Origin of the sequence: Mycobacterium hainanense (assembly GCF_041890355.1) — a bacterium.
Lineage (GTDB): Bacteria > Actinomycetota > Actinomycetes > Mycobacteriales > Mycobacteriaceae > Mycobacterium > Mycobacterium hainanense.
The window spans coordinates 659,803-679,739 of the sequence record NZ_CP169059.1 but is presented as its reverse complement, the minus strand read 5'-3'; the positions used below and the strand labels follow the sequence as shown (position 1 = coordinate 679,739).

The 19,937-nt window shown below is 67.1% G+C and carries 22 protein-coding genes; 9 read left to right on the top strand and 13 right to left on the bottom strand.

Annotated elements, in window-relative coordinates; genetic code table 11:
- Positions 1-83: 83 nt before the first annotated feature.
- From ACEL92_RS03150 to ACEL92_RS03120, 7 genes are all read right to left on the bottom strand, one after another.
- On the bottom strand, positions 84-923 hold the full coding sequence (locus ACEL92_RS03150; RefSeq protein ID WP_374024204.1) for a hypothetical protein: 840 nt from the start codon (positions 921-923) through the stop codon (positions 84-86).
- A gap of 142 nt (positions 924-1,065) precedes the next feature.
- A complete protein-coding gene (locus tag ACEL92_RS03145) occupies positions 1,066-2,235 on the bottom strand; it encodes a lipid-transfer protein (protein ID WP_374024203.1) in 1,170 nt (389 codons plus the stop codon).
- The gene (locus ACEL92_RS03140; RefSeq protein ID WP_374024202.1) at positions 2,235-2,636 is read right to left on the bottom strand and encodes a MaoC family dehydratase; all 402 of its coding nucleotides are present in this window, start codon (positions 2,634-2,636) and stop codon (positions 2,235-2,237) included. The genes ACEL92_RS03145 and ACEL92_RS03140 overlap by 1 nt, the downstream gene beginning before the upstream one ends.
- The gene (locus ACEL92_RS03135) at positions 2,633-3,583 is read right to left on the bottom strand and encodes a bifunctional MaoC family dehydratase N-terminal/OB-fold nucleic acid binding domain-containing protein (protein ID WP_374024201.1); all 951 of its coding nucleotides are present in this window, start codon (positions 3,581-3,583) and stop codon (positions 2,633-2,635) included. The genes ACEL92_RS03140 and ACEL92_RS03135 overlap by 4 nt, the downstream gene beginning before the upstream one ends.
- The gene (fadE29, locus tag ACEL92_RS03130; RefSeq protein WP_374024200.1) at positions 3,580-4,743 is read right to left on the bottom strand and encodes an acyl-CoA dehydrogenase FadE29; all 1,164 of its coding nucleotides are present in this window, start codon (positions 4,741-4,743) and stop codon (positions 3,580-3,582) included. The genes ACEL92_RS03135 and fadE29 overlap by 4 nt, the downstream gene beginning before the upstream one ends.
- Positions 4,734-5,756 carry an acyl-CoA dehydrogenase family protein gene (locus tag ACEL92_RS03125; RefSeq protein ID WP_374024199.1) on the bottom strand — a complete coding sequence of 341 codons (1,023 nt, stop codon included), beginning with the start codon at positions 5,754-5,756 and terminating at the stop codon, positions 4,734-4,736. Before ACEL92_RS03125 ends, fadE29 begins: the two co-directional genes overlap by 10 nt.
- Positions 5,756-7,006, bottom strand: a complete 1,251-nt coding sequence (locus ACEL92_RS03120; RefSeq protein WP_374024198.1) for a cytochrome P450 — start codon at positions 7,004-7,006, stop codon at positions 5,756-5,758. Before ACEL92_RS03120 ends, ACEL92_RS03125 begins: the two co-directional genes overlap by 1 nt.
- 122 nt (positions 7,007-7,128) lie before the next feature.
- Between ACEL92_RS03120 and ACEL92_RS03115 the strand changes: the two genes are divergently transcribed.
- The 3 genes from ACEL92_RS03115 (at position 7,129) to ACEL92_RS03105 (ending at position 9,218) form a co-directional block, all read left to right on the top strand.
- Positions 7,129-8,292 carry a steroid 3-ketoacyl-CoA thiolase gene (locus ACEL92_RS03115; protein ID WP_374024197.1) on the top strand — a complete coding sequence of 388 codons (1,164 nt, stop codon included), beginning with the start codon at positions 7,129-7,131 and terminating at the stop codon, positions 8,290-8,292.
- 7 nt (positions 8,293-8,299) lie between these two features.
- Positions 8,300-8,692, top strand: coding sequence for a hypothetical protein (locus tag ACEL92_RS03110; protein WP_374024196.1), 393 nt, complete (start codon positions 8,300-8,302; stop codon positions 8,690-8,692).
- 73 nt (positions 8,693-8,765) lie between these two features.
- Positions 8,766-9,218: a nitroreductase family deazaflavin-dependent oxidoreductase gene (locus ACEL92_RS03105; protein ID WP_374024195.1), complete on the top strand. Its 453-nt coding sequence runs from the start codon at positions 8,766-8,768 to the stop codon at positions 9,216-9,218.
- Between the two features lie 43 nt (positions 9,219-9,261).
- On the opposite strand, the gene ACEL92_RS03100 is transcribed toward ACEL92_RS03105, so the two are convergent.
- Positions 9,262-10,167 (bottom strand): SDR family oxidoreductase, encoded by a 906-nt coding sequence (locus tag ACEL92_RS03100; RefSeq protein WP_374024194.1) that lies wholly within the window; start codon positions 10,165-10,167, stop codon positions 9,262-9,264.
- Positions 10,168-10,181: 14 nt separating this feature from the next.
- Complete coding sequence (locus ACEL92_RS03095) at positions 10,182-10,940, bottom strand: SDR family oxidoreductase (protein WP_374026061.1); 759 nt, start codon at positions 10,938-10,940, stop codon at positions 10,182-10,184.
- Between the two features lie 86 nt (positions 10,941-11,026).
- Here ACEL92_RS03095 and echA20 point away from each other — a divergent pair, with 86 nt between their 5' ends.
- The 6 genes from echA20 (at position 11,027) to ACEL92_RS03065 (ending at position 15,956) form a co-directional block, all read left to right on the top strand.
- Complete coding sequence (gene echA20 / locus ACEL92_RS03090) at positions 11,027-11,785, top strand: (7aS)-7a-methyl-1,5-dioxo-2,3,5,6,7,7a-hexahydro-1H-indene-carboxyl-CoA hydrolase (protein WP_374024193.1); 759 nt, start codon at positions 11,027-11,029, stop codon at positions 11,783-11,785.
- Positions 11,782-12,666 (top strand): cholesterol ring-cleaving hydrolase subunit IpdA, encoded by an 885-nt coding sequence (gene ipdA / locus ACEL92_RS03085; protein ID WP_374024192.1) that lies wholly within the window; start codon positions 11,782-11,784, stop codon positions 12,664-12,666. The genes echA20 and ipdA overlap by 4 nt, the downstream gene beginning before the upstream one ends.
- Complete coding sequence (ipdB, locus tag ACEL92_RS03080; RefSeq protein WP_374024191.1) at positions 12,663-13,406, top strand: cholesterol ring-cleaving hydrolase subunit IpdB; 744 nt, start codon at positions 12,663-12,665, stop codon at positions 13,404-13,406. Before ipdA ends, ipdB begins: the two co-directional genes overlap by 4 nt.
- Entirely contained in the window at positions 13,406-14,491 is a 1,086-nt protein-coding gene (ipdC, locus tag ACEL92_RS03075) for a (3aS,4S,5R,7aS)-5-hydroxy-7a-methyl-1-oxo-octahydro-1H-indene-4-carboxyl-CoA dehydrogenase (protein ID WP_374024190.1), read from the top strand. Before ipdB ends, ipdC begins: the two co-directional genes overlap by 1 nt.
- Before the next feature lie 80 nt (positions 14,492-14,571).
- Entirely contained in the window at positions 14,572-15,219 is a 648-nt protein-coding gene (locus ACEL92_RS03070; RefSeq protein ID WP_374024189.1) for a SatD family protein, read from the top strand.
- Positions 15,216-15,956 (top strand): hypothetical protein, encoded by a 741-nt coding sequence (locus tag ACEL92_RS03065; protein WP_374024188.1) that lies wholly within the window; start codon positions 15,216-15,218, stop codon positions 15,954-15,956. The genes ACEL92_RS03070 and ACEL92_RS03065 overlap by 4 nt, the downstream gene beginning before the upstream one ends.
- A gap of 83 nt (positions 15,957-16,039) precedes the next feature.
- On the opposite strand, the gene fadA6 is transcribed toward ACEL92_RS03065, so the two are convergent.
- The 4 genes from fadA6 to ipdE1 form a co-directional block, all read right to left on the bottom strand.
- On the bottom strand, positions 16,040-17,200 hold the full coding sequence (gene fadA6 / locus ACEL92_RS03060) for a steroid 3-ketoacyl-CoA thiolase FadA6 (RefSeq protein WP_374024187.1): 1,161 nt from the start codon (positions 17,198-17,200) through the stop codon (positions 16,040-16,042).
- Positions 17,201-17,266: 66 nt separating this feature from the next.
- Positions 17,267-17,869, bottom strand: a complete 603-nt coding sequence (gene kstR2 / locus ACEL92_RS03055) for a TetR family transcriptional regulator KstR2 (RefSeq protein WP_374024186.1) — start codon at positions 17,867-17,869, stop codon at positions 17,267-17,269.
- A gap of 44 nt (positions 17,870-17,913) precedes the next feature.
- A complete protein-coding gene (ipdF, locus tag ACEL92_RS03050) occupies positions 17,914-18,702 on the bottom strand; it encodes a (5R,7aS)-5-hydroxy-7a-methyl-1-oxo-2,3,5,6,7,7a-hexahydro-1H-indene-carboxyl-CoA reductase (RefSeq protein ID WP_374024185.1) in 789 nt (262 codons plus the stop codon).
- Positions 18,699-19,859, bottom strand: a complete 1,161-nt coding sequence (gene ipdE1, locus ACEL92_RS03045; protein ID WP_374024184.1) for an acyl-CoA dehydrogenase IpdE1 — start codon at positions 19,857-19,859, stop codon at positions 18,699-18,701. The genes ipdF and ipdE1 overlap by 4 nt, the downstream gene beginning before the upstream one ends.
- Positions 19,860-19,937: the final 78 nt, after the last annotated feature.

The window sequence follows — 19,937 nt, the reverse complement described above, 5'->3', positions numbered from 1 at the left end:
GGGCCTCCCTCCTCGGGGCCTCCAGTCTCGGGGCCTCCAGCGTGAAGTTAGTTTCACGTTCGCGGTCGAGTGTGAAACTAGCTTCACGCTCGACGGGCACGAGCGGCGCGAACACGCCGAACGATATCGGCTGGGCGGTCACCGGCCACCACCCGGACGATGATCCACCCCAGACGCTCGAGCGTTTCCAATCGCCGGACATCCCAGGTGTATTGCCGCCGGTCGGTGCGGTGTTGTTCGCCGTCGTACTCGACGGCGACCTTCAGCTCCTCCCAACCCATATCCAGATAGGCCACCGGCTCACCGAAGTGATCGAAAACTGGGATCTGCGTCTGAGGCGGCGGTAATCCTGCCTGTACGAGCACAATGCGCAGCCAAGATTCCTTCGGAGACTGCGCCCCACTATCGAAAAGTGCTATAGCCTCCCTCGCCTGCGCGATGCCTCGGCGGCCCGAGTACCGTCCGGCGAGCAGCTCGACATCGGCGGCCTTGATTCGTGTTGCTCGAGCCAATGCGTCGATCCCCGCAACCGCGGCGGTGATCGGATACCAGCAGCCGAGGTCCAGAGCAGTCCTGGGTGGCGAGGTCACGGCCATCCCGTCGATGGCGATGATCTCGTCGTCCTCGATACGGTCGCCATGAGCTCGGATTCCGGGTTGACGATGGCGGTTGTCGTGAATGAGGTCGACCACCATCCCGCTCTCCACCCATTTGCTGCCATGCAGCGCCGCCGCTGAGAATCCGGCGACCACACCCTGGCGGCCGGTCCACAACCATGCGGCTCGCGCGCGCAGCGCGGCAGTGATGTCAGCATCCCGACTGACATACACATCGCGGAAAAGTCGCGTATAGCCGTTGGATAGCTGACCCCTGGTTAGTGCGCCTCGAGCAATAGCCTCGCTACCAAGGAACGGCTCATTCACCACCGCAGCGTCGCACTGCTCGCCCGCCTCGTCACTTCACTCGTCGAGCGTGAAGTTAGTTTCACACTCGACCGCGAACGTGAAACTAACTGCACACTCGGCCGAAAGGGGGAAGGGGAGGGCGAGGGAAAGGCGGAAGAGGCTAGCCGAGGATGAGCCCCGACGTGGGGACACCGGTTCCCGCGGTGACGAGAACGTGCTCGACGTCGGGGACCGGGTTGACCGAGGTCCCACGCAATTGCCGCACACCCTCGGCGATGCCGTTCATGCCGTGGATGTAGGCCTCACCAAGCTGGCCGCCGTGCGTGTTGATGGGCAGCCGACCGCCGACCTCGATCGCGCCGTCGGCGATGAAGTCCTTCGCCTCGCCCTTGCCGCAGAATCCCAACTCCTCCAACTGAATCAGCGTAAAGGGCGTGAAGTGGTCGTAAAGGATGGCGGTCTGGATATCCGACGGCGAGAGGCCGGACTGCTGCCACAGCTGCTGCCCCACCACGCCCATCTCGGGCAGACCCAACTCCGGCCGGTAGTAGCTGACCATCGTGTACTGGTCGGGGCTCGAACCCTGTGCCGCGGCCTCGATGACAGCAGGTCGCTGCTTGAGGTCCCGCGCGCGCTCCGGCGAGGTCACCACGATCGCCACCGCGCCGTCGGTTTCCTGGCAGCAGTCCAGCAGCCGCAGCGGCTCGGCGATCCACCGCGAGTTTTGATGGTCCTCAATGGTTATCGGCTTTTCGTAGAAGTACGCCTTCGGATTCTTGGCGGCGTGTTTACGGTCGGCCACCGAGATGACGCCGAAGTCGCGACTAGTCGCCCCGGACAGGTGCATGTACCGCTGGGCGATCATGGCGACCTGCGCGGCCGGGGTGGAGAGGCCGTGCGGGTACGAGAACGAATTGTCGGCCGCCGTCGAATCCGCTTGCGCGCGAGCGTCTCCCGCCAACCGGGTCTGCACCTGACCGAACCGCATGCCCGACCGCTCGTTGAACGCCCGGTACGCCACCACGACGTCGGCCGCCCCGGTGGCTACGGCTATCGCCGCCTGCTGGACGGTCGCGCACGCGGCGCCTCCGCCGTAACCGATCTGCGAGAAGAACTTCAGATCGCCGATCCCGACCGCTCGGGCCACCGCGGTTTCGTTGTTGGTGTCCATCGTGAAGGTGGTCAGCCCGTCGACGTCCGACGGGGAGAGGCCCGCGTCGTCCAACGCGTCCAGCACCGCCTCGGCCGCCAACCGCAATTCGCTTCGACCGGAGTCCTTCGAGAAGTCGGTGGCACCGATGCCGACGATGGCAGCCTTACCCGACAACATCAAGAGTCTCCCATCGTCAGCGTCACGGTCGCGATGACGTGATCACCAAGGCTGTTGCGGCCGAAGACCTTCACGGTGATCAGGCCGGCCTCCACGGCGGTCACCTCACCGGAGAAGGTCACGGTGTCATACGCGTACCACGGCACGCCGAGGCGCAGGCCGATCGACTTGATCAGCGCCGACGGTCCGGCCCAGTCCGTGACGTAGCGCTGCACCAGACCGGTGTCGGTGAGGATGTTGACGAAGATGTCCTTCGACCCTTTGGCCTGCGCCAGGTCGCGGTCATGGTGGACATCTTGGAAGTCGCGGGTGGCGATGGCGGTCGAGATGATGAAGGTGGGGTCGCCGTAGAGCTTGAGCTCGGGCAGCGTCGTACCCACTTCCACGGTCGGGGCGGTCATGCGTCAGGCTCCCAGGCGTAGAGGGTCCACTCCGGGCCCGTTTCACTGGCGGGGAAGTCGATGTACGTTGTGCGGACCGGCATTCCGATCCTCACTTCGGCTGGGTCCGCCCCTCGCAGCTCGCCCAGCATCCGCACACCCTCCTCGAGCTCGATCAGGGCGATGACGAAGGGCAGCGTGCGGCCGGGCACCTTCGGCGCGTGGTGCACGACGAAGCTGAACACCTCACCGCGGCCGCTGGCGACCACGTAATCGATCGGCGCGGCTTTGTCCTGCCACACCGCGGGCACCGGCGGGTGCTGCAGACTGCCGTCGGGCCGCCGCTGGATTCGCAGCTCGTGCGCCTTGACGCCCTCCCAGAAGAAGGCGGTGTCCCGCGACGAGGCCGGGCGCATCATGGCGTCGGGATCCAGGTCCTCGGGCACGGCGGGCCCGGACGCCGCCTCCCGCGGCCTGAATTTCAGGATGCGCCAGTTCATCTCGGCGACATCCTCGTCACCGACCCGCCAGATGATGTGCTGGTTGATGAAGTAACCCTCGCCCAAACCGGTCTGCTTGGGCCCGACCACGTCACCCATCTCCGAGGTGATGCTGACCTGCTCGCCGGGCCGCAGGTAGCGGTGATAGGTCTGTTCGCAGTTGGTGGCGACGACGCCGATGTAGCCGGCGTTGTCGAACAGTTCCATGATGGGGCCCATCGGGTCGTCCTTCGGACGCTCCCCGTTCAGGCCGAACATGGTCCACACCTGAATCATGGCCGGCGGGGCCACGATTCCCGGATGACCGGCGGCCCTGGCGGCGGCCTCGTCGACGTAGATGGGGTTGCGGTCGCCGATGGCCTCCACCCAGTTGTTGACCATCGGCTGGTTCACCGGGTCGCGGCCGGCGCGCGGCTTGGGGCCACCGGCCGCCTTGATCTCCGCGACGGCTTCGTGGATGTCGGTCATCGGGGCACCCTCGGCACTTTAAGGCCCGCCGCCGCGATCATTTCGCGCATGACTTCGTTGACGCCTCCACCGAAGGTGATGACCAGGTTGCGCTTGGTTTGTGAGTCCAGCCAGTTGAGCAGGTCGGCGGTGTCCGAGTCGGCCGGGTTGCCGTACTTGCCGACGATCTCCTCGGCCAGCCGGCCGATGTACTGAATGCGCTCGGTGCCAAAGACTTTGGTGGCGGCGGCATCGGCCACATTGATGTCTTCACCGGCCGCGGCCACCTGCCAGTTGAGCAGCTCGTTGATCCGCCACATCGCGTGGATCTCGCCGAGCGCCCGCTTGACGTCCTGGTGGTCGATCGGGGTGACCCCGTCACTGCCGGGCTTGGACGCCCAGGCGTGCAAGCGGTCGTAGATGCCCGCCGTGCGGCCGGCGGGGCCGAGCATGACGCGTTCGTTGTTGAGCTGGGTGGTGATGAGCCGCCAGCCGCCGTTCTCCTCGCCGACCAGCATGTCGGCAGGCACCCGCACGTCGTTGTAGTAGGTGGCGTTGGTGTGGTGGGCGCCGTCGGACAGGATGATCGGCGTCCAGGAGTAGCCGGGGTCCTTGGTATCGACGATCAGGATCGAAATCCCCTTGTGCTTCACGGCTTCGGGGTCGGTGCGGCAGGCCAGCCAGATGTAGTCGGCGTCGTGCGCCCCGGTGGTGAAGATCTTCTGGCCGTTGACGATGTACTCGTCGCCCTGGCGCACCGCGGTGGTCCGCAACGATGCCAGGTCTGTCCCCGCCTCGGGTTCGGTGTAACCGATCGCGAAGTGCACCTCGCCCGCCAAGATCGCCGGCAGGAACTTCTTCTTCTGCGCCTCGCTGCCGAACTGCTGCAGCGTCGGACCGACGGTCTGCAGCGTCACCGCGGGTAGCGGAACGTCGGCCCGATGCGCCTCGTTGACGAAGATCGACTGCTCGATGGGCCCGAAGCCCAAGCCGCCGAACTCCTTTGGCCACCCCACCCCGAGCTTGCCGTCGCGGCCCATCCGCCGGATCACCGCACGGTAGGCCTCGTTGTGCCGGTCCTGCTCCATCGCCTTCATCTCGTCCGACGAGATCAGGTTCGAAAAGTACTCCCGCAGTTCCGCTTGCAGCTGGCGCTGCTCTGGAGTCAGGTCTATGAACATTGCGCTCCCACCAAGTCGAGCCGATGAGAAGAACCGCCCAGTAGCCGGGACAGGTCCTTGATCGTGGAGTAGTACCGGTGCATCGGGTAGGTGATGTCCATCCCCATGCCGCCGTGTAGGTGATGGCAGATCTGCATGACCGGCGGTGCCTGCGAAGTGATCCAGTAACCGAGGACGTCGAGGTCGTCGTCGGCGTCGCGGCCTTCGGAAAGCCGCCACACCACCGACTTCGCCGCCAAATCGATGGTGCGCGAGGCGATGTACACCTCGGCCAGCTGTGCGGCCACCGTCTGGAATGTGGACAGCGGCTTGCCGAACTGCTTGCGGTTGGCCACGTAGTCCGCGGTCAGGCGCAGCGCCCCGGCCACCAGCCCGTCCACGTAGGCGCCGACGGCCGCCAAGGCAAGCTGGTTGACCCGATGCGCCCGGGCGTCGGTCAGCACGTCGGAGTCGCCGACGGCGACGTCGGCGAACGTGACGGTGTACTCGTCCGCACCGTTGGATGTCGGCGTCTTGACCAGCGCAACGCCGTCAGCCTTCGGCGACACCACCACCACCGCGCTGTCGGCGGTCACCACCATCCAATCGGCCGAATCGGCATACGGCACAGCCACTTTGGTCCCCGATAGCCGGCCGTTGGCGAACGTGGTCGACGGCCGGTCGGGCAAGGCGGTACCGGGCTCGTTGAGCGCGGCGGTCAGCACGCCGCCCTTGGCCCCTTTGATCAAGCCGGCCAGGAACCGGTCCTGCTGTTCGTCGGACGCCAGGTCAAGCAACGGCACCACGCCGAAGCCGAGGGTGGCCAGCGCCGGCGTGATGGCGCCGTGACGGCCTATCTCGGTGAGCACCGTGGCGACCTCGGGCAGGCCCACACCGTCGCCGCCGAGGCGCTCGGGCACTGGCAGCGCCGTCACGCCGCCGCCGACCAGCGCGTCCCAGCCGAGGTCACGATCCAGAACGGACGTCACCACATCCGCGACGGCCTGTTGCGTCGCAGTGAGATCGAAGTCCATCAGGACGTCACCGCGGTCTTGCCGGTGTAGTCCACCTGCCAATGCTTGATTCCGTTGAGCCAGCCTGACCGCAGCCGCTCGGGCTCACCGATCGGCTTGAGATCCGGCATGTGATCGGCGACCGCGTTGAAGATCAGGTTGATGGTCATGCGGGCCAGGTTCGCGCCGATGCAGTAATGGGCCCCGGTGCCGCCGAATCCGACGTGCGGGTTCGGGTCACGCAAGATGTTGAAGCTGTGCGGATCCTCGAAGACGTCTTCGTCGAAGTTGGCCGACCGGTAGGACATCACCACCCGTTGCCCCTTCTTGATCCGCACGCCGGACAACTCGGTGTCCTCGTTGGCGGTCCGCTGGAACGCCGAGACCGGGGTGGCCCACCGGATGATCTCGTCGGCGGCGGTCGCCGGGCGCTCCTTCTTGAAGAGCTCCCATTGTTCGGGGTTGTTGGCAAAAGCGATCATGCCGTGGGTGATCGAGTTGCGGGTGGTCTCGTTGCCCGCCACCGCGAGCATCACCACGAAGAAACCGAACTCGTCGTCGGAGAGCTTCTCGCCGTCGATGTCGGCCTGCACGAGCGTGGTGACGATGTCGTCGGTGGGGTTCTTGCTCCGCTCCGCGGCCATCGCCATGGCGTAGGTGATCAGCTCCATCGACGACTGCGCGGGGTCGACGTGCGCGTACTCGGGGTCGGTCCCACCGGTCATCTCGTTGGACCAGCGGAAGAGCTTGTCGCGATCCTCCTGGGGAACGCCGAGCAGGCCCGCGATGGCCTGCAGCGGAAGCTCGCACGAGACCTGTTCGACGAAGTCGCCGCTACCCTCCGCAGCGGCGGTCTTGGCGATGTTCTGGGCGCGCTGGGCCAGCTCGGCCTCCAGCCGTCCGATGGCCCGGGGTGTGAACCCGCGCGAGATGATCTTGCGCAGCCGGGTGTGGTGGGGTGCGTCCATGTTGAGCATGACGCTGCGCTGCAGTTCGACCTGCTCGCGCTTCATCTCCGGCGGCCATGTGGGGATGGCGCCGTTCATCCAGCTCGAGAAGATGTCGCTGCGCTTGGACACCTCCTTGACGTCGGCGTGCTTGGTGACGAGCCAATATCCGTGGTCCTCGAATCCACCCGCGCCGTCGGGGATGTCGACCCAGTGGATGGGCTCCGCCTTGCGTAGCTCGGCGAGTTCCGCGACGGGCAGACCTGCGAGGTTGACGTCGGGGTCGAGAAAGTCGAAGTCGGCGGGGATGTTGGGGGGTGCCATGATGTGTGCGCTCCTCAATTGCAACGTGTTCTAGTGCCAGTAAAACACGGCTCCTGCGCAGATAAAAGGCAGGTCACCATCGTCGCTTGTCAGACTAATGAAACGTGTTCTAGCCTGACGGAATGGGTAACCCGGTAATCGTCGAAGCCACCCGCAGCCCGATCGGCAAGCGCAATGGATGGCTGTCAGGGCTGCACGCCACCGAGCTGCTTGGCGCGGTGCAGAGGGCACTGGTTGAGAAGTCTGGCATCGATGCCGGTGACGTCGAACAGGTCATCGGCGGCTGCGTGACGCAGTACGGCGAACAGTCCAACAACATCACGCGGGTCAGCTGGCTGGTGGCTGGGTTGCCGGAGCACGTTGGCGCCATGACCGTGGACTGCCAGTGCGGCAGCGGCCAGCAGGCCAACGGCCTGGTGGCCGGGTTGATCGCGGCGGGCGCAATCGACATCGGGATCGCCTGCGGAATCGAGGCGATGAGCCGCGTGGGTCTCGGCGCCAACGCCGGCCCCGATCGCAGCATCCTGCGGCCCGCATCGTGGGACATCGACCTGCCCGACCAGTTCACCGCGGCCGAGCGGATCGCCAAGCGGCGGGGCATCACCCGCGACGATATCGACGAGTTCGGCTACCAGTCGCAAGCCAAGGCCAAGCGGGCGTGGGAGGAAGGTCGTTTCGACCGCGAGGTGTCCCCGATCGAGGCGCCGGCGCTGGACGAGAACAAGCAACCGACGTCCGAGCGGGTCACCATCTCCCGCGACCAGGGCCTGCGCGAGACCACCCTCTCGGGACTGAGCTCACTGAAGCCGGTCCTCGAGGGCGGAATCCACACGGCGGGAACGTCGTCGCAGATCTCCGACGGGGCCGCGGCCGTGCTGTGGATGGACGAGGACAAGGCCAAGGCGCTCGGGCTGCGGCCGCGGGCCCGCATCGTCAGCCAGGCGCTGGTCGGCGCCGAGCCGTACTACCACCTCGACGGCCCGGTGCAGTCCACCGCCAAGGTGCTCGAGAAGGCCGGCATGAAGATGGGCGACATCGACATCACCGAGATCAACGAGGCCTTCGCGTCGGTGGTGCTGTCCTGGGCGCGGGTGCACAACCCGGACATGGACAAGGTGAACGTCAACGGTGGGGCGATCGCGTTGGGCCACCCGGTCGGCAGCACCGGCAGCCGGCTGATCACCACCGCGCTGCACGAATTGGAGCGCACCGACCAGAGCACCGCGCTGATCACCATGTGCGCGGGCGGTGCCCTGTCGACCGGCACCATCATCGAACGCATCTAGCCTCTCGGTGCTCGTCTCCGAAGAGAGCCGCATCGCCGCGGCGCAGTCCTATATCGACGCGCTCATCAGCCATGACGGTGACTCCGTTCCATTCGCCGCCCGGTGCATCCGTATCGAGCAGGGAATCAAGAACGGGTTCTCCGGAAACCACCTGCGCCGCAGCATCAACCGCGGTCCGCAGTACCGATTCCTCGCGGACACGACGACACCGGATTACTGGATCGACGGGGACCGGGTGCACGCGGCGTACGTCGTGCTGACGAAGGCGGCGTTCGGCGCCCGTCGGCTGGCCGCACGAGTCAACGAGACGTTCGTGATTCCCGCCGAAAGCTCAAGCGGCACGGCCGAAATCCACCACATCAAGGTTCGCTTCCAACCGTTCATCCAGCAGCGCCGGTAACGACGCAGCCCGCGAAGCGGGGTGCGGAGGCGCCGGCCAGATCCAGCAGCCAGATCCAGCACAGAGGAGCATGATGCCCAAACCGAAGCCCCGCTCTTTGAACGCCCCTTGGGTCGGCTTCATCATCAAGTGGATGGCCAAGGGCAACGCGTGGATTTACCGACGCAGCAACGGAAAACTGGGCGGCACCTTCGGCAACGCGCCGGTCGCGTTGCTCACCACGACGGGCCGCAAGACCGGTGAACCGCGGGTGAGCCCGCTGCTGTATCTACGGGAAGGGAACCGGGTGGTACTGGTCGCATCGAAGGGCGGCAGCGACAAGCACCCACTGTGGTACCTCAACCTCAAGGCCAATCCGAGGGTCTCGGTGCAGATCAAGGACGAGGTGCTGCAGCTGCAGGCCCGTGACGCCACCGAGGCCGAGCGCGCGGAATACTGGCCGAAGCTGGATGCCATGTACCCGTCGTTCGGCGACTACCGATCCTGGACCGACCGCGTCATCCCCATCGTCATCTGCGACCCGTAACGTTTCCCCGGAACGTTCCGGATCCGGTTGTCCGATAACTGAATCAGGCCCCGTACACGGGGACCGGCGGGCGCGCCTTGGCGAGCAGGTCGGCGACGACGGGTCCCAGTTCCGCGGGATCCCACCGCGCGCCCTTGTCGATCTGCGGTCCGTGGGCCCAGCCCTCCGCGACCCGAATCTTGCCGCCCTCCACCTCGAACACCTTCCCGGTGACGTCGCGGGATTCGGTACTGCCCAGCCATACCACCAGCGGCGAGATGTTCTCGGGCGCCATGGCGTCGAAATCCTGGTCCTGCGTTGCCATCATCTCGGCGAAGACCGTCTCGGTCATCCGGGTGCGGGCCGATGGCGCGATGGCGTTGACGGTGACGCCGTAGCGGCCCATTTCCGCGGCGCCGACCAGCGTCATCGCCGCGATGCCGGCTTTGGCCGCGCTGTAATTGCCCTGGCCGACGCTGCCCTGCAGGCCGGCACCCGAACTGGTATTGATGATTCGCGCGTCGACGGTCTTGCCCTCTTTGGACAGCCCGCGCCAGTACGACGCGGCGTGCCGCATCGTGGCGAAGTGGCCCTTGAGGTGCACGGCGATGACGGCGTCGAACTCCTCCTCGCTGGTGTTGGCCATCATCCTGTCGCGGACGATGCCCGCGTTGTTCACCAGAACGTCCAGGCCACCAAAGGTGTCGACGGCGGTCTGCACCAGCTCGGCCGCTTGGTTCCAGTCCGCGACGTTGGATCCGTTGGCAACGGCTTCCCCACCGGCGGCGGTGATTTCGTCGACCACGCCCTGGGCGGCGCTGCCGCCACCGGCCGGCGAACCGTCCAGGCCCACGCCGATGTCGTTGACCACCACCCGCGCACCTTCGGCCGCGAAGGCCAGCGCGTGTGCGCGACCGATACCGCCGCCCGCTCCGGTGACGATGACGACGCGGCCGTCAACCACTCCCATTGTTCGTGTCTCCTCTACTTGATCGCGCTGGCGTTCGTTGTGCCCAGATAGTGCGGCGGCTCGCCGCCGCCGTGCACCTCGAGCGAAGCACCACTGATGTAGGACGCCGCATCCGACGCCAGAAACGCTGCGGCCCAGCCGATGTCATCGGGCTTAGCGAGTCGACGCAGCGGTACGTTCTTCGAGATGGCGGCGATGGACTCGGCGTCGCCGTAGAACAGATCGGCCTGTTCGGTCTCGACCATGCCCACCACGCAGGCGTTGACCCGGACCTTCGGCCCCCACTCCACCGCCAGGGTCTGCGTAAGGCTCTCCAGGCCGGCCTTCGCCGCCCCGTAGGCGCCGGTGCCGGGCGACGGCCGTCGACCGGACAGACTGCAGATGTTGATGATCGACCCACCGCGGTCCTGCTGCTGCATCTTGTCGTTCGCGTGTTGCGAAACCGAGAGCGCGCCAATGAGGTTGAGTTCGATGATCTTGCGGTTGAACTTCGCGCTGGACTCGGCGGTCAGCACGTACGGCGAACCGCCGGCATTGTTGACCACGACGTCGAGCCGGCCGTGCTTGTCGGTGACGGCGTCGATGAGCGCCTTCACCGCGTCGTCATCGCGGACGTCGCAGGAATGGAACTCATAGGGCGATCCCTCCACGGGCCGCCGTGCGCAGGTGACGACGGTCGCGCCCTGCCCGGCGAACACCGAGCTGATGCCGGCGCCCACTCCCCGCACCCCGCCGGTGACCAGAACCACCCGCCCGGCCAGCCCGAAGTGCACGGCGTCGGGTGCTTCGGCGCGAGTCACTGTGCTAGCGTACCAAGCAAGTGCTTGCTTAGGTAGTTATCCCACAAGGAAGTGGCACCTTGCCCATCACATCGAAGACCACCGAACCGGGCATCGTCGCGGTCACCGTCGACTTCCCCCCGGTCAACGCCATCCCGTCCCGCGGCTGGTTCGAACTGGCCGACGTCATTACCGCCGCCGGCCATGACCCCGCTACCCACGTGGTCATCCTGCGGGCGGAGGGTCGCGGTTTCAACGCCGGGGTCGACATCAAGGAGATGCAGCGCACCGAGGGATTCACCGCGCTGATCGACGCCAACCGCGGTTGCTTTGCCGCCTTCCGGGCGGTCTATGAGTGCGCGGTTCCCGTCGTCGCCGCCGTGAACGGCTTTTGCGTTGGCGGCGGTATCGGCCTGGTCGGCAACTCCGACGTGATCGTGGCGTCCGAGGACGCCACCTTCGGGTTGCCGGAAGTGGAGCGCGGCGCCCTCGGCGCGGCCACCCACCTGTCCCGGCTGGTGCCGCAACACCTGATGCGACGGCTGTTCTTCACCGCGGCCACCGTGGACGCCGCCACCCTGCACCACTTCGGTTCGGTGCACGAGGTGGTGCCCCGGGATCAACTCGACGAAGCAGCCCTGAAGGTGGCTCGCGACATCGCCGCCAAGGACACCCGGGTCATCCGCGCGGCCAAGGAGGCGCTCAATCTGATCGACGTGCAGCGGGTCAACTCGAGTTACCGGATGGAACAAGGCTTTACGTTCGAGCTCAATCTGGCCGGCGTCGCCGACGAGCACCGCGACGCGTTCGCCGGTACGGCGAAGGGCAAGAAGGAATGACCGACAAGAGAACCACGTTGGACGAGGCCGTCGCGCAGCTGCGCAGCGGCATGACGATCGGCATCGGTGGCTGGGGATCGCGGCGCAAGCCGATGGCGTTCGTGCGCGCGATGTTGCGTTCCGACGTCACGGACCTCACGGTGGTCACCTACGGCGGACCCGACCTGGGGTTGCTGTGCTCGGCCGGCAAGGTCAAGCGCGTCTACTACGGCTTCGTTTCCCTGGACTCCCCGCCGTTCTACGACCCCTGGTTCGCCAAGGCCCGCACCGGCGGCGCCATCGAGGCGCGGGAAATGGACGAGGGCATGCTGCGCTGCGGCCTGCAAGCCGCCTCGCAACGCCTGCCGTTCCTGCCGATTCGGGCCGGGCTGGGCAGCTCGGTCCCCGACTTTTGGGAGGGCGAGTTGCAGACGGTGACCAGCCCCTACCCCGCGCCGGGGGGCGGGCACGAGACGCTGATCGCCATGCCGGCGCTGCGCCTCGACGCCGCCTTCGTGCACCTCAATCTCGGTGACAGCCGCGGCAATGCCGCCTACACCGGGATCGACCCGTACTTCGACGATCTCTTCCTGATGGCCGCCGACAAGCGCTTCCTGTCGGTGGAGCGCATCGTCTCCACCGAGGAGCTGGTAAAGGCCGTCCCCCCGCAGGCCCTGCTGGTGAACCGGATGATGGTCGACTCGGTGGTGGAAGCGCCCGGCGGCGCCCACTTCACCACCGCCGCACCGGATTACGGTCGCGACGAAAAATTCCAGCGGCATTACGCCGAGGCCGCCTCCACCGAAGACGGGTGGCAGGCCTTCGTCCAGACGTACCTGTCGGGCAGCGAGGACGACTACCAGGCGGCGGTTCGCGCATTCGCAGAGGAGGCGGCCAAATGAGCGCCACCCGCGCCGAAGTGTGCGCAGTCGCGTGCGCCGAGTTGTTCAGGGATGCGGGCGAAATCATGGTCAGCCCGATGACGAACATGGCCTCGGTCGGCGCACGGCTGGCGCGGTTGACCTTTTCACCGGACATCCTGCTGACCGACGGCGAGGCGCAACTGCTGGCGGACACCCCGGCCCTGGGCAAGACCGGACCCGTCGAGGGCTGGATGCCGTTCGGGCGGGTGTTCGAGACGCTGGCCTGGGGTCGGCGGCACGTGGTGATGGGCGCCAATCAGGTTGACCGCTTCGGCAACCAGAACATCTCGGCGTTCGGTCCGTTGCAACACCCGACCCGGCAGATGTTCGGCCTGCGGGGCGCGCCCGGCAACGCGATCAACCACGCGACCAGTTATTGGGTGGGCAACCATTCGAAGCGGGTGTTCTGCGAGGCGGTCGACGTGGTCTGCGGCATCGGCTGGGACAAGGTGGACCCGGATAACCCGGCGTTCCGCTTCGCCGACACCCACCGCGTCGTGTCAAACCTCGGGGTGTTCGACTTCGGCGGTCCGGAGCGCACCATGCGTGCGCTGACGCTGCACCCCGGGGTGTCGCCTGCCGACGTGCGCGAGGCCACGTCGTTCGATGTGCATGGTCTCGATGAGGCCGACGAGACTCGGCTGCCGACCGACGATGAGTTGCGCCTGATCCGTGAGGTCATCGATCCGAAGGCGCTGCGGGACAGAGAGATACGCTGATGAAGCTGCGCACGCCGCTGACCGAGCTGGTCGGTGTCGAGCATCCGGTGGTGCAAACCGGAATGGGCTGGGTCGCCGGCGCGCGACTGGTGGCCGCCACGGCCAACGCCGGTGGGCTGGGCATCCTGGCCTCGGCCACCATGACGCTGGACGAATTGGCGACGGCCATCGGCAAGGTCAAGGCGGCCACCGACAGGCCGTTCGGAGTGAACATCCGCGCCGACGCCGCGGACGCCGGTGACCGCGTCGATCTGATGATCCGCGAGGGCGTGAAGGTGGCGTCCTTCGCCCTGGCGCCCAAGCAGGACCTGATCGCGCGGCTGAAAGAGGCCGGCGCGGTGGTAATTCCGTCAATCGGCGCTGCGAAGCACGCAAAGAAGGTGGCGGCCTGGGGCGCCGATGCGATGATCGTGCAGGGCGGCGAGGGCGGCGGACACACCGGACCCGTCGCAACGACGCTGCTGCTGCCGTCGGTGCTGGATGCCGTGCAGGGCACCGGGATCCCGGTGATCGCGGCGGGGGGCTTCTTCGACGGGCGCGGGCTTGCGGCCGCGCTGAGCTACGGGGCCGCCGGCGTGGCGATGGGCACCCGCTTTCTGCTGACCTCCGACTCGACCGTGCCCGACTCGGTGAAGCGGCGCTACTTGGAGGCGGCGCTCGACGGCACGGTGGTCACCACGCGCGTCGACGGCATGCCGCACCGGGTGCTGCGCACCGGCCTGGTCGAAAGACTCGAAAGCGGTTCACCGGTAAGGGGTCTCACCGCGGCGGTGCGCAACGCGGCGAAGTTCAAGCACATGTCGCAGATGACCTGGCGGTCGATGATCCGCGACGGCCTGGCGATGCGCCACGGCAAGGAGCTGACCTGGTCCCAGGTGGTGATGGCGGCCAACACCCCGATGTTGCTGAAGGCCGGGCTGGTCGAAGGCAACACCGAGGCCGGAGTGCTCGCCTCCGGCCAGGTGGCCGGCATCCTCGAGGACCTGCCGTCGTGCGCGGAGCTGATCGACTCGGTCGTGCGGGACGCGATCGCTCACCTGAAGGCCGCGTCGGCGCTCGTGGAGGAACCGTCGGCGGTGGACTGAGGACTCATCAGCGGACCCCGACCGCGCGACCTGATGAAGCTATGTTCTGAATAATTTCTAAATGAAGCTATAGTCTTCATATGGTCAGAGTGAAGGCTGAGCCTTCAATTCGCGCCGCGCTGATCGGCGACGTGGTCGGCTCCCGGCGTGCCAGCGACCGTCCCGCCCTGCATCGACGCGTCGCCACCGCCCTGAGCCAGGTGGGAAACGGTGCGATTGACCCGCCGTCCTTCACGGTGGGGGACGAGTTTCAGGGCAGCTACCCCACTCTCGGCGGCGCCATCGACGCCGCGTTCACCGTGCGCCTGCTACTGGCGCCCGATGTCGACGTCCGCTTCGGGCTGGGGTGGGGCGCGGTGACCGTCCTCGACGCCGACGCGGGAATTCAGGACGGGCCCGGATGGTGGGCCGCCCGGGAGGCCATCCAGCAGACCGCGGAGACACAGCGACAGCCCGGCTTCGCGCTGGTGCGCACCACATTTCGGGCGGCCGCGGAGACGCGCACCGACGTCGGCGCGATCAACGCGGCCCTAATCTGTCGGGACCATCTGCTTGGATCGCTCGATGAGAGATCGTTGCGGATTGTGAGGGGACTAATGACCGGCCGGACCAAAAAGGAACTCGCCGCGGCCGAGGGCGTCAGCCCGTCGGCGGTCTCACAGCGCGCGAGCCGTGACGGTCTGGATCTGATCGTCGTCGCCAGCCAATACCTTCGGGAATTGCCGTGAGCGCCGTCGCCGTCCTGCTCACGGCGCTCGGCATCGCCGACCTGTGCCGGCGAGCGGTCCGTGCGGGGTGGGTGCCGCTGGTGATGGGACCGGTTGTGGTGGCCGCCGCCTTGGTGCTGGGCGCGCTATGGCATGCCGGCGACATCGCGCTGCTCGTCCTGGCCGCAGCGTCGGTCGCCGCATGGGAGTGGCTCTGCGCGCGCAGCGAGCGCAGCGGCGGCCACCAGGCTGCGCCGCTGACGGTGTTCGCCGGGACGCTGACGCTGTTGACGCTGCTGTCCGGTTGGTCGTCGACGGTCGGCGGCGGCATCGCGCGGTGGGTGGTCTGGGTGCACTTGCCGCTCGGCCATGTCACCCCAACCCGGCTGCTCATGGTCATCGGTGTGGTGCTGGTGCAGTTCGCAACCGCGAACCAGCTCGTGCGCCTGGTGCTCGGATCGGTTGGAGCGGTACGCCCCGTCGGTGAGCCGCAACCGTCGGATCGGCTCAAGGGCGGGCGGCTGTTGGGCCCGATGGAACGCCTGCTGATCCTGGGCCTGGGCGTCGGCGGTCAGGTGGCCGCCGCCAGCGCGGTCGTCGCCGCCAAGGGCATCATCCGGTTCCCGGAGCTGACCGCCCAAAAGGGCCGCAACGGTGAGGTCGGCATCGACGAGGTGACCGAGTACTTCCTGGTCGGCAGTTTCACCAGCTGGCTGTTGGCCCTCGGCGGCATCGGCCTGGTGCTGGCAACCCCTTAATCCCGCGCCGAGACTGCAGCTACGCATACCCGAATCGGCGCGTCTTGTGCGTAGTTTCAGTGTCGCGCCAGGCGGCGCAATGGTTACAGCCGCTCGATGATCGTGACGTTGGCCGTGCCGCCGCCCTCGCACATCGTCTGCAGGCCATAGCGGCCGCCGACGCGCTCGAGCTCGTTGAGCATCGTCGCGAACAGCTTGGCGCCGGTGGCGCCCAGCGGGTGACCGAGCGCGATCGCACCACCGTTGGGGTTGACCTTCTCCGGGTCGGCCTTGATCTCCTTGAGCCAGGCCAAAACCACCGGCGCGAACGCCTCGTTGATCTCGACGGTGTCGATGTCGTCGATGGACAGCCCGGTCTTCTCCAGGGCGTAGCGGGTGGCCGGGATGGGCCCGGTCAACATGAACACCGGGTCGGCGGCGCGGGCGCTGATGTGGTGGATGCGGGCCCGAGGCGTCAGGTTGTGGTCCTTGACGGCCTGCTCGGACGCCAGCAGCACCGCGCTGGCGCCGTCGGAGATCTGGCTGGCCATCGCGGCCGTCAACCGGCCGCCCTCGACGAGGGTCTTGAGCCCGGCCATCTTCTCCAGCGACGACTCGCGCGGGCCCTCGTCGACCCGGAACGGTCCGGATTCCGTTTCGACGGTGATGATTTCGTTGTCGAAGTGACCGGCGTGGATCGCGGCGAACGCGCGCTCGTGGCTGGTCAGTGCGTAGCGCTCCATCTCCTCGCGCGACAGGTTCCATTTCTCGGCGATCAACTCCGAGCCGCGGAACTGAGAGATCTCCTGGTCGCCGTACCGGTGCAGCCACTGCTTGGACTCGTTGGTCGGCGAAGTGAACCCGAACTGCTCGCCCACGGTCATGGCCGACGAGATCGGGATCTGGCTCATGTTCTGCACGCCGCCGGCCACGATGAGGTCGGCGGTGCCGGCCATGATCGCCTGCGCGCCAAAGGAAATCGCCTGCTGGCTGGACCCGCACTGCCGGTCCACGGTGACGCCGGGAACCTCCTCGGGATAGCCCGCGGCCAGCCACGAGAGCCGGGCGATGTTGCCCGCCTGCGCGCCGATCGCGTCGACGCAGCCCGCGATCACGTCCTCGACGGCGGCGGGATCGACGTCGACCCGGTCCAGCAGTCCGCGCCATCCCAGCGCGCCGAGGTCCACGGGGTGTATGCCGGACAGCGCGCCGCCCCGCTTGCCAACCGCCGTGCGCACAGCGTCGATGACGTACGCCTCAGCCATGGTGTCGCTCCTCTCCCCCGCAAGCGGGAGGTACCCGCACTGCATCGTCGCCGACACGAGCCATCTTCAGACTCCTTCTTTGGTAATCCCACCGAGAACGATGGCGAGATATTGCTGGCCCACCTGATGAGCGGTCAGCGGTCCACCGGGCTGATACCAGCGCACCGACACCCAGGTGGTGTCACGGATGAAACGGTAGACGAGGTCGACATTGAGGTCGGGCTGGAAGTAGCCCTCGTCGATGCCCTGGTTGATCACCTCGACCCACATCTTGCGCTGCTGCCGGTTCATATCCTCGATGTAGGAGAACCGGGGCTGCGACAACAGCCGCTGGGCTTCGTCCTGATAGATGACGACCTGCGCGTGCCGGTGCTCGATCGCCTCGAATGACGCCATGAACAATCCCTTGAGCCGCTCGAGCGGGTTGGCCTCGCTGTCCACGATCTCGCGATAACGGGCGAACAACCACTCCAGGAAGCTGCGCAGCAGCTCGTCGACCATCTCCTCCTTGGAGGAGAAGTGGTGATACAGGCTGCCGGACAGGATGCCCGCACTGTCGGCGATGTCGCGCACGGTGGTGGCGCGCAGGCCGCGCTCCGCGAACATCGTCGCGGCGAGGTCCAACAACTCGTCGCGGCGGCTGTTCGCCTGACCGGCCACTCGATCCACCGGGCCAGGATATCAACCAAGCGCTTGCTTGGCCAGCTGTGCGCTCATGGGTGCTGGCTGGACACCGAGATGACCTCGCCGGTCAGGTAGCTGGAGTAGTCGCTGGCCAGGAACGCGATGGTGGCCGCCACCTCCCACGGCTCGGCGGCCCGCCCGAACGCCTCGCCGGCGGACAGCCGGTCGAGCAGGTCGGGCGAGCTGGTCTTGTCGAGGAACTTGTGCCGGGCGATGCTGGGTGACACCGCGTTGATCCGCACCCCGTATTCGACCGCTTCCATTGCGCTGCAACGGGTTAACGCCATCACGCCCGCCTTGGCGGCAGCGTAGTGCGACTGCGAGTGCTGTGCCCGCCAGCCCAAAACGCTTGCGTTATTGACGATCACGCCCCCATGGGCGGCCTCGCGGAAGTACCGCAGCGCCGCCCGGGTGGCCCGGAACACCGACGACAAGGTCACGTCCAGGACGCGGTCCCACTCGTCGTCAGTCATGTCCACCACCGGGGTCTGGCCGCCCAGGCCGGCGTTGTTGACCAGCACGTCGAGCCGACCCATCCGTGCGGTGGTGGACGCGATCAGCGCGTCCACCTGCGCGGTGGACGTCACGTCGCACAGCACGCTCTCGACCCGGCCCGACCCCAGCGCGGACAGCTCCTCGGCCGTCTCCCCCAGCCGGCGTTCGTGGTGGTCGGACACCACCACGTCAGCACCCTCGGCCAGCGCGCGCTTGGCGGTCGCCGAGCCGATTCCGGTGCCCGCCGCCGCGGTGACGACGACCACCTTTCCCTGCAAAAGCCCGTGCCCGGCAACCTCTTTCGGAGCTTCGGACAGGCTCATCCCTTTACCTCCCGGGGCAGGCCGAGCACACGCTCGGCGATGATGTTGCGCTGAATCTCGTTGGATCCGCCGTAAATGGTGTCGGCGCGGGTGAACAGGAACAACCGCTGCCACTGGTCGAATTCGCCGTCGGACAGGGTCAGCCCCGGCTTGCCGACCACATCCATCGCCAGCTCCCCCAACGCGCGATGCCAATTGGCCCACAACAACTTCGACACGTTATCTTTCCCGGCGGCCTGGCCGCCTCCTTCGACGTCCATGGTGGCCAGCGCGTAGCTCCGCATCGCGCGCAACCCGGCCCACGCGCGGGTCAGCCGCTCGCGGATGAACGGGTCGTCGGCGGCGCCGTTGCGGCGCGCCAGGTCGGCGAGGTTGGAAAGCTCACGGGCGTAGCGGATCTGCTGCCCCAGCGTCGACACGCCGCGTTCGAACGTCAGGGTGCCCATGGCCACCCGCCAGCCGTCGCCGGGCGCGCCGACCACCAGATTGGCGTCGGTGCGGGCGTCGTCGAAGAAGACCTCGTTGAATTCCGAGTCGCCGGTCAGCTGGATGATCGGGCGGACCTGCACCCCGGGCTGATCCAGCGGCACCAGGAGGTAGGACAGCCCGGCGTGCCGCTTGGAACCCTTCTCCGTGCGAGCGACCACGAAGCACCATTGCGCCCAGTGCGCCAGCGACGTCCACACCTTCTGGCCGTTGATCACCCACTGGTCGCCGTCCAGCTCGGCGGTGGTGGACACGTTGGCCAAATCGCTGCCCGCCCCGGGCTCGGAATAGCCCTGGCACCACAGCTCGCTGACGTCGAGGATCTTGGGCAGGAACCGCTCTTGCTGCTCGGGCGTTCCGAAGGCGATCAGCGTCGGGCCGAGCAGCTCCTCGCCGAAGTGGTTGACCTTGTCGGGCGCGTCGGCTTTGGCGTACTCCTCGTAGAACGCCACCCGGTGCGCGGTCGAGAGCCCGCGGCCGCCGTGCTCGACGGGCCAGCCCAGGCAGGTCAGACCGGCCTTGGCGAGATGCTGGTTCCACGCCCGGCGCTCTTCGAACGCCTCGTGCTCCCGACCCGGCCCGCCAAGACCCTTGAGAGCTGCGAATTCGCCGACCAGATTGTCGGCGAGCCACTGCCGGACCTCCGCCCGGAACTCCTCGACGTCCTGCATGCCCTGTAGGCTAACCTACCAAGCACTTGCTTTGTCGGCTCGGTGACGATGCGCGCCGCGCAGCGGCGTCAGGAGGAA

Excerpts from the sequence above, each read along its gene's own strand:
- ACEL92_RS03145 (WP_374024203.1), bottom strand. The coding sequence starts at position 2,235 with ATGTTGTCGGGTAAGGCTGCCATCGTCGGCATCGGTGCCACCGACTTC.
- ACEL92_RS03140 (WP_374024202.1), bottom strand. The coding sequence starts at position 2,636 with ATGACCGCCCCGACCGTGGAAGTGGGTACGACGCTGCCCGAGCTCAAG.
- ACEL92_RS03135 (WP_374024201.1), bottom strand. The coding sequence starts at position 3,583 with ATGACCGACATCCACGAAGCCGTCGCGGAGATCAAGGCGGCCGGTGGC.
- fadE29 (WP_374024200.1), bottom strand. The coding sequence starts at position 4,743 with ATGTTCATAGACCTGACTCCAGAGCAGCGCCAGCTGCAAGCGGAACTG.
- ACEL92_RS03125 (WP_374024199.1), bottom strand. The coding sequence starts at position 5,756 with ATGGACTTCGATCTCACTGCGACGCAACAGGCCGTCGCGGATGTGGTG.
- ACEL92_RS03120 (WP_374024198.1), bottom strand. The coding sequence starts at position 7,006 with ATGGCACCCCCCAACATCCCCGCCGACTTCGACTTTCTCGACCCCGAC.
- ACEL92_RS03115 (WP_374024197.1), top strand. The coding sequence starts at position 7,129 with ATGGGTAACCCGGTAATCGTCGAAGCCACCCGCAGCCCGATCGGCAAG.
- ACEL92_RS03105 (WP_374024195.1), top strand. The coding sequence starts at position 8,766 with ATGCCCAAACCGAAGCCCCGCTCTTTGAACGCCCCTTGGGTCGGCTTC.
- ACEL92_RS03100 (WP_374024194.1), bottom strand. The coding sequence starts at position 10,167 with ATGGGAGTGGTTGACGGCCGCGTCGTCATCGTCACCGGAGCGGGCGGC.
- ipdA (WP_374024192.1), top strand. The coding sequence starts at position 11,782 with ATGACCGACAAGAGAACCACGTTGGACGAGGCCGTCGCGCAGCTGCGC.
- ipdB (WP_374024191.1), top strand. The coding sequence starts at position 12,663 with ATGAGCGCCACCCGCGCCGAAGTGTGCGCAGTCGCGTGCGCCGAGTTG.
- ipdC (WP_374024190.1), top strand. The coding sequence starts at position 13,406 with ATGAAGCTGCGCACGCCGCTGACCGAGCTGGTCGGTGTCGAGCATCCG.
- ACEL92_RS03070 (WP_374024189.1), top strand. The coding sequence starts at position 14,572 with ATGGTCAGAGTGAAGGCTGAGCCTTCAATTCGCGCCGCGCTGATCGGC.
- fadA6 (WP_374024187.1), bottom strand. The coding sequence starts at position 17,200 with ATGGCTGAGGCGTACGTCATCGACGCTGTGCGCACGGCGGTTGGCAAG.
- ipdF (WP_374024185.1), bottom strand. The coding sequence starts at position 18,702 with ATGAGCCTGTCCGAAGCTCCGAAAGAGGTTGCCGGGCACGGGCTTTTG.
- ipdE1 (WP_374024184.1), bottom strand. The coding sequence starts at position 19,859 with ATGCAGGACGTCGAGGAGTTCCGGGCGGAGGTCCGGCAGTGGCTCGCC.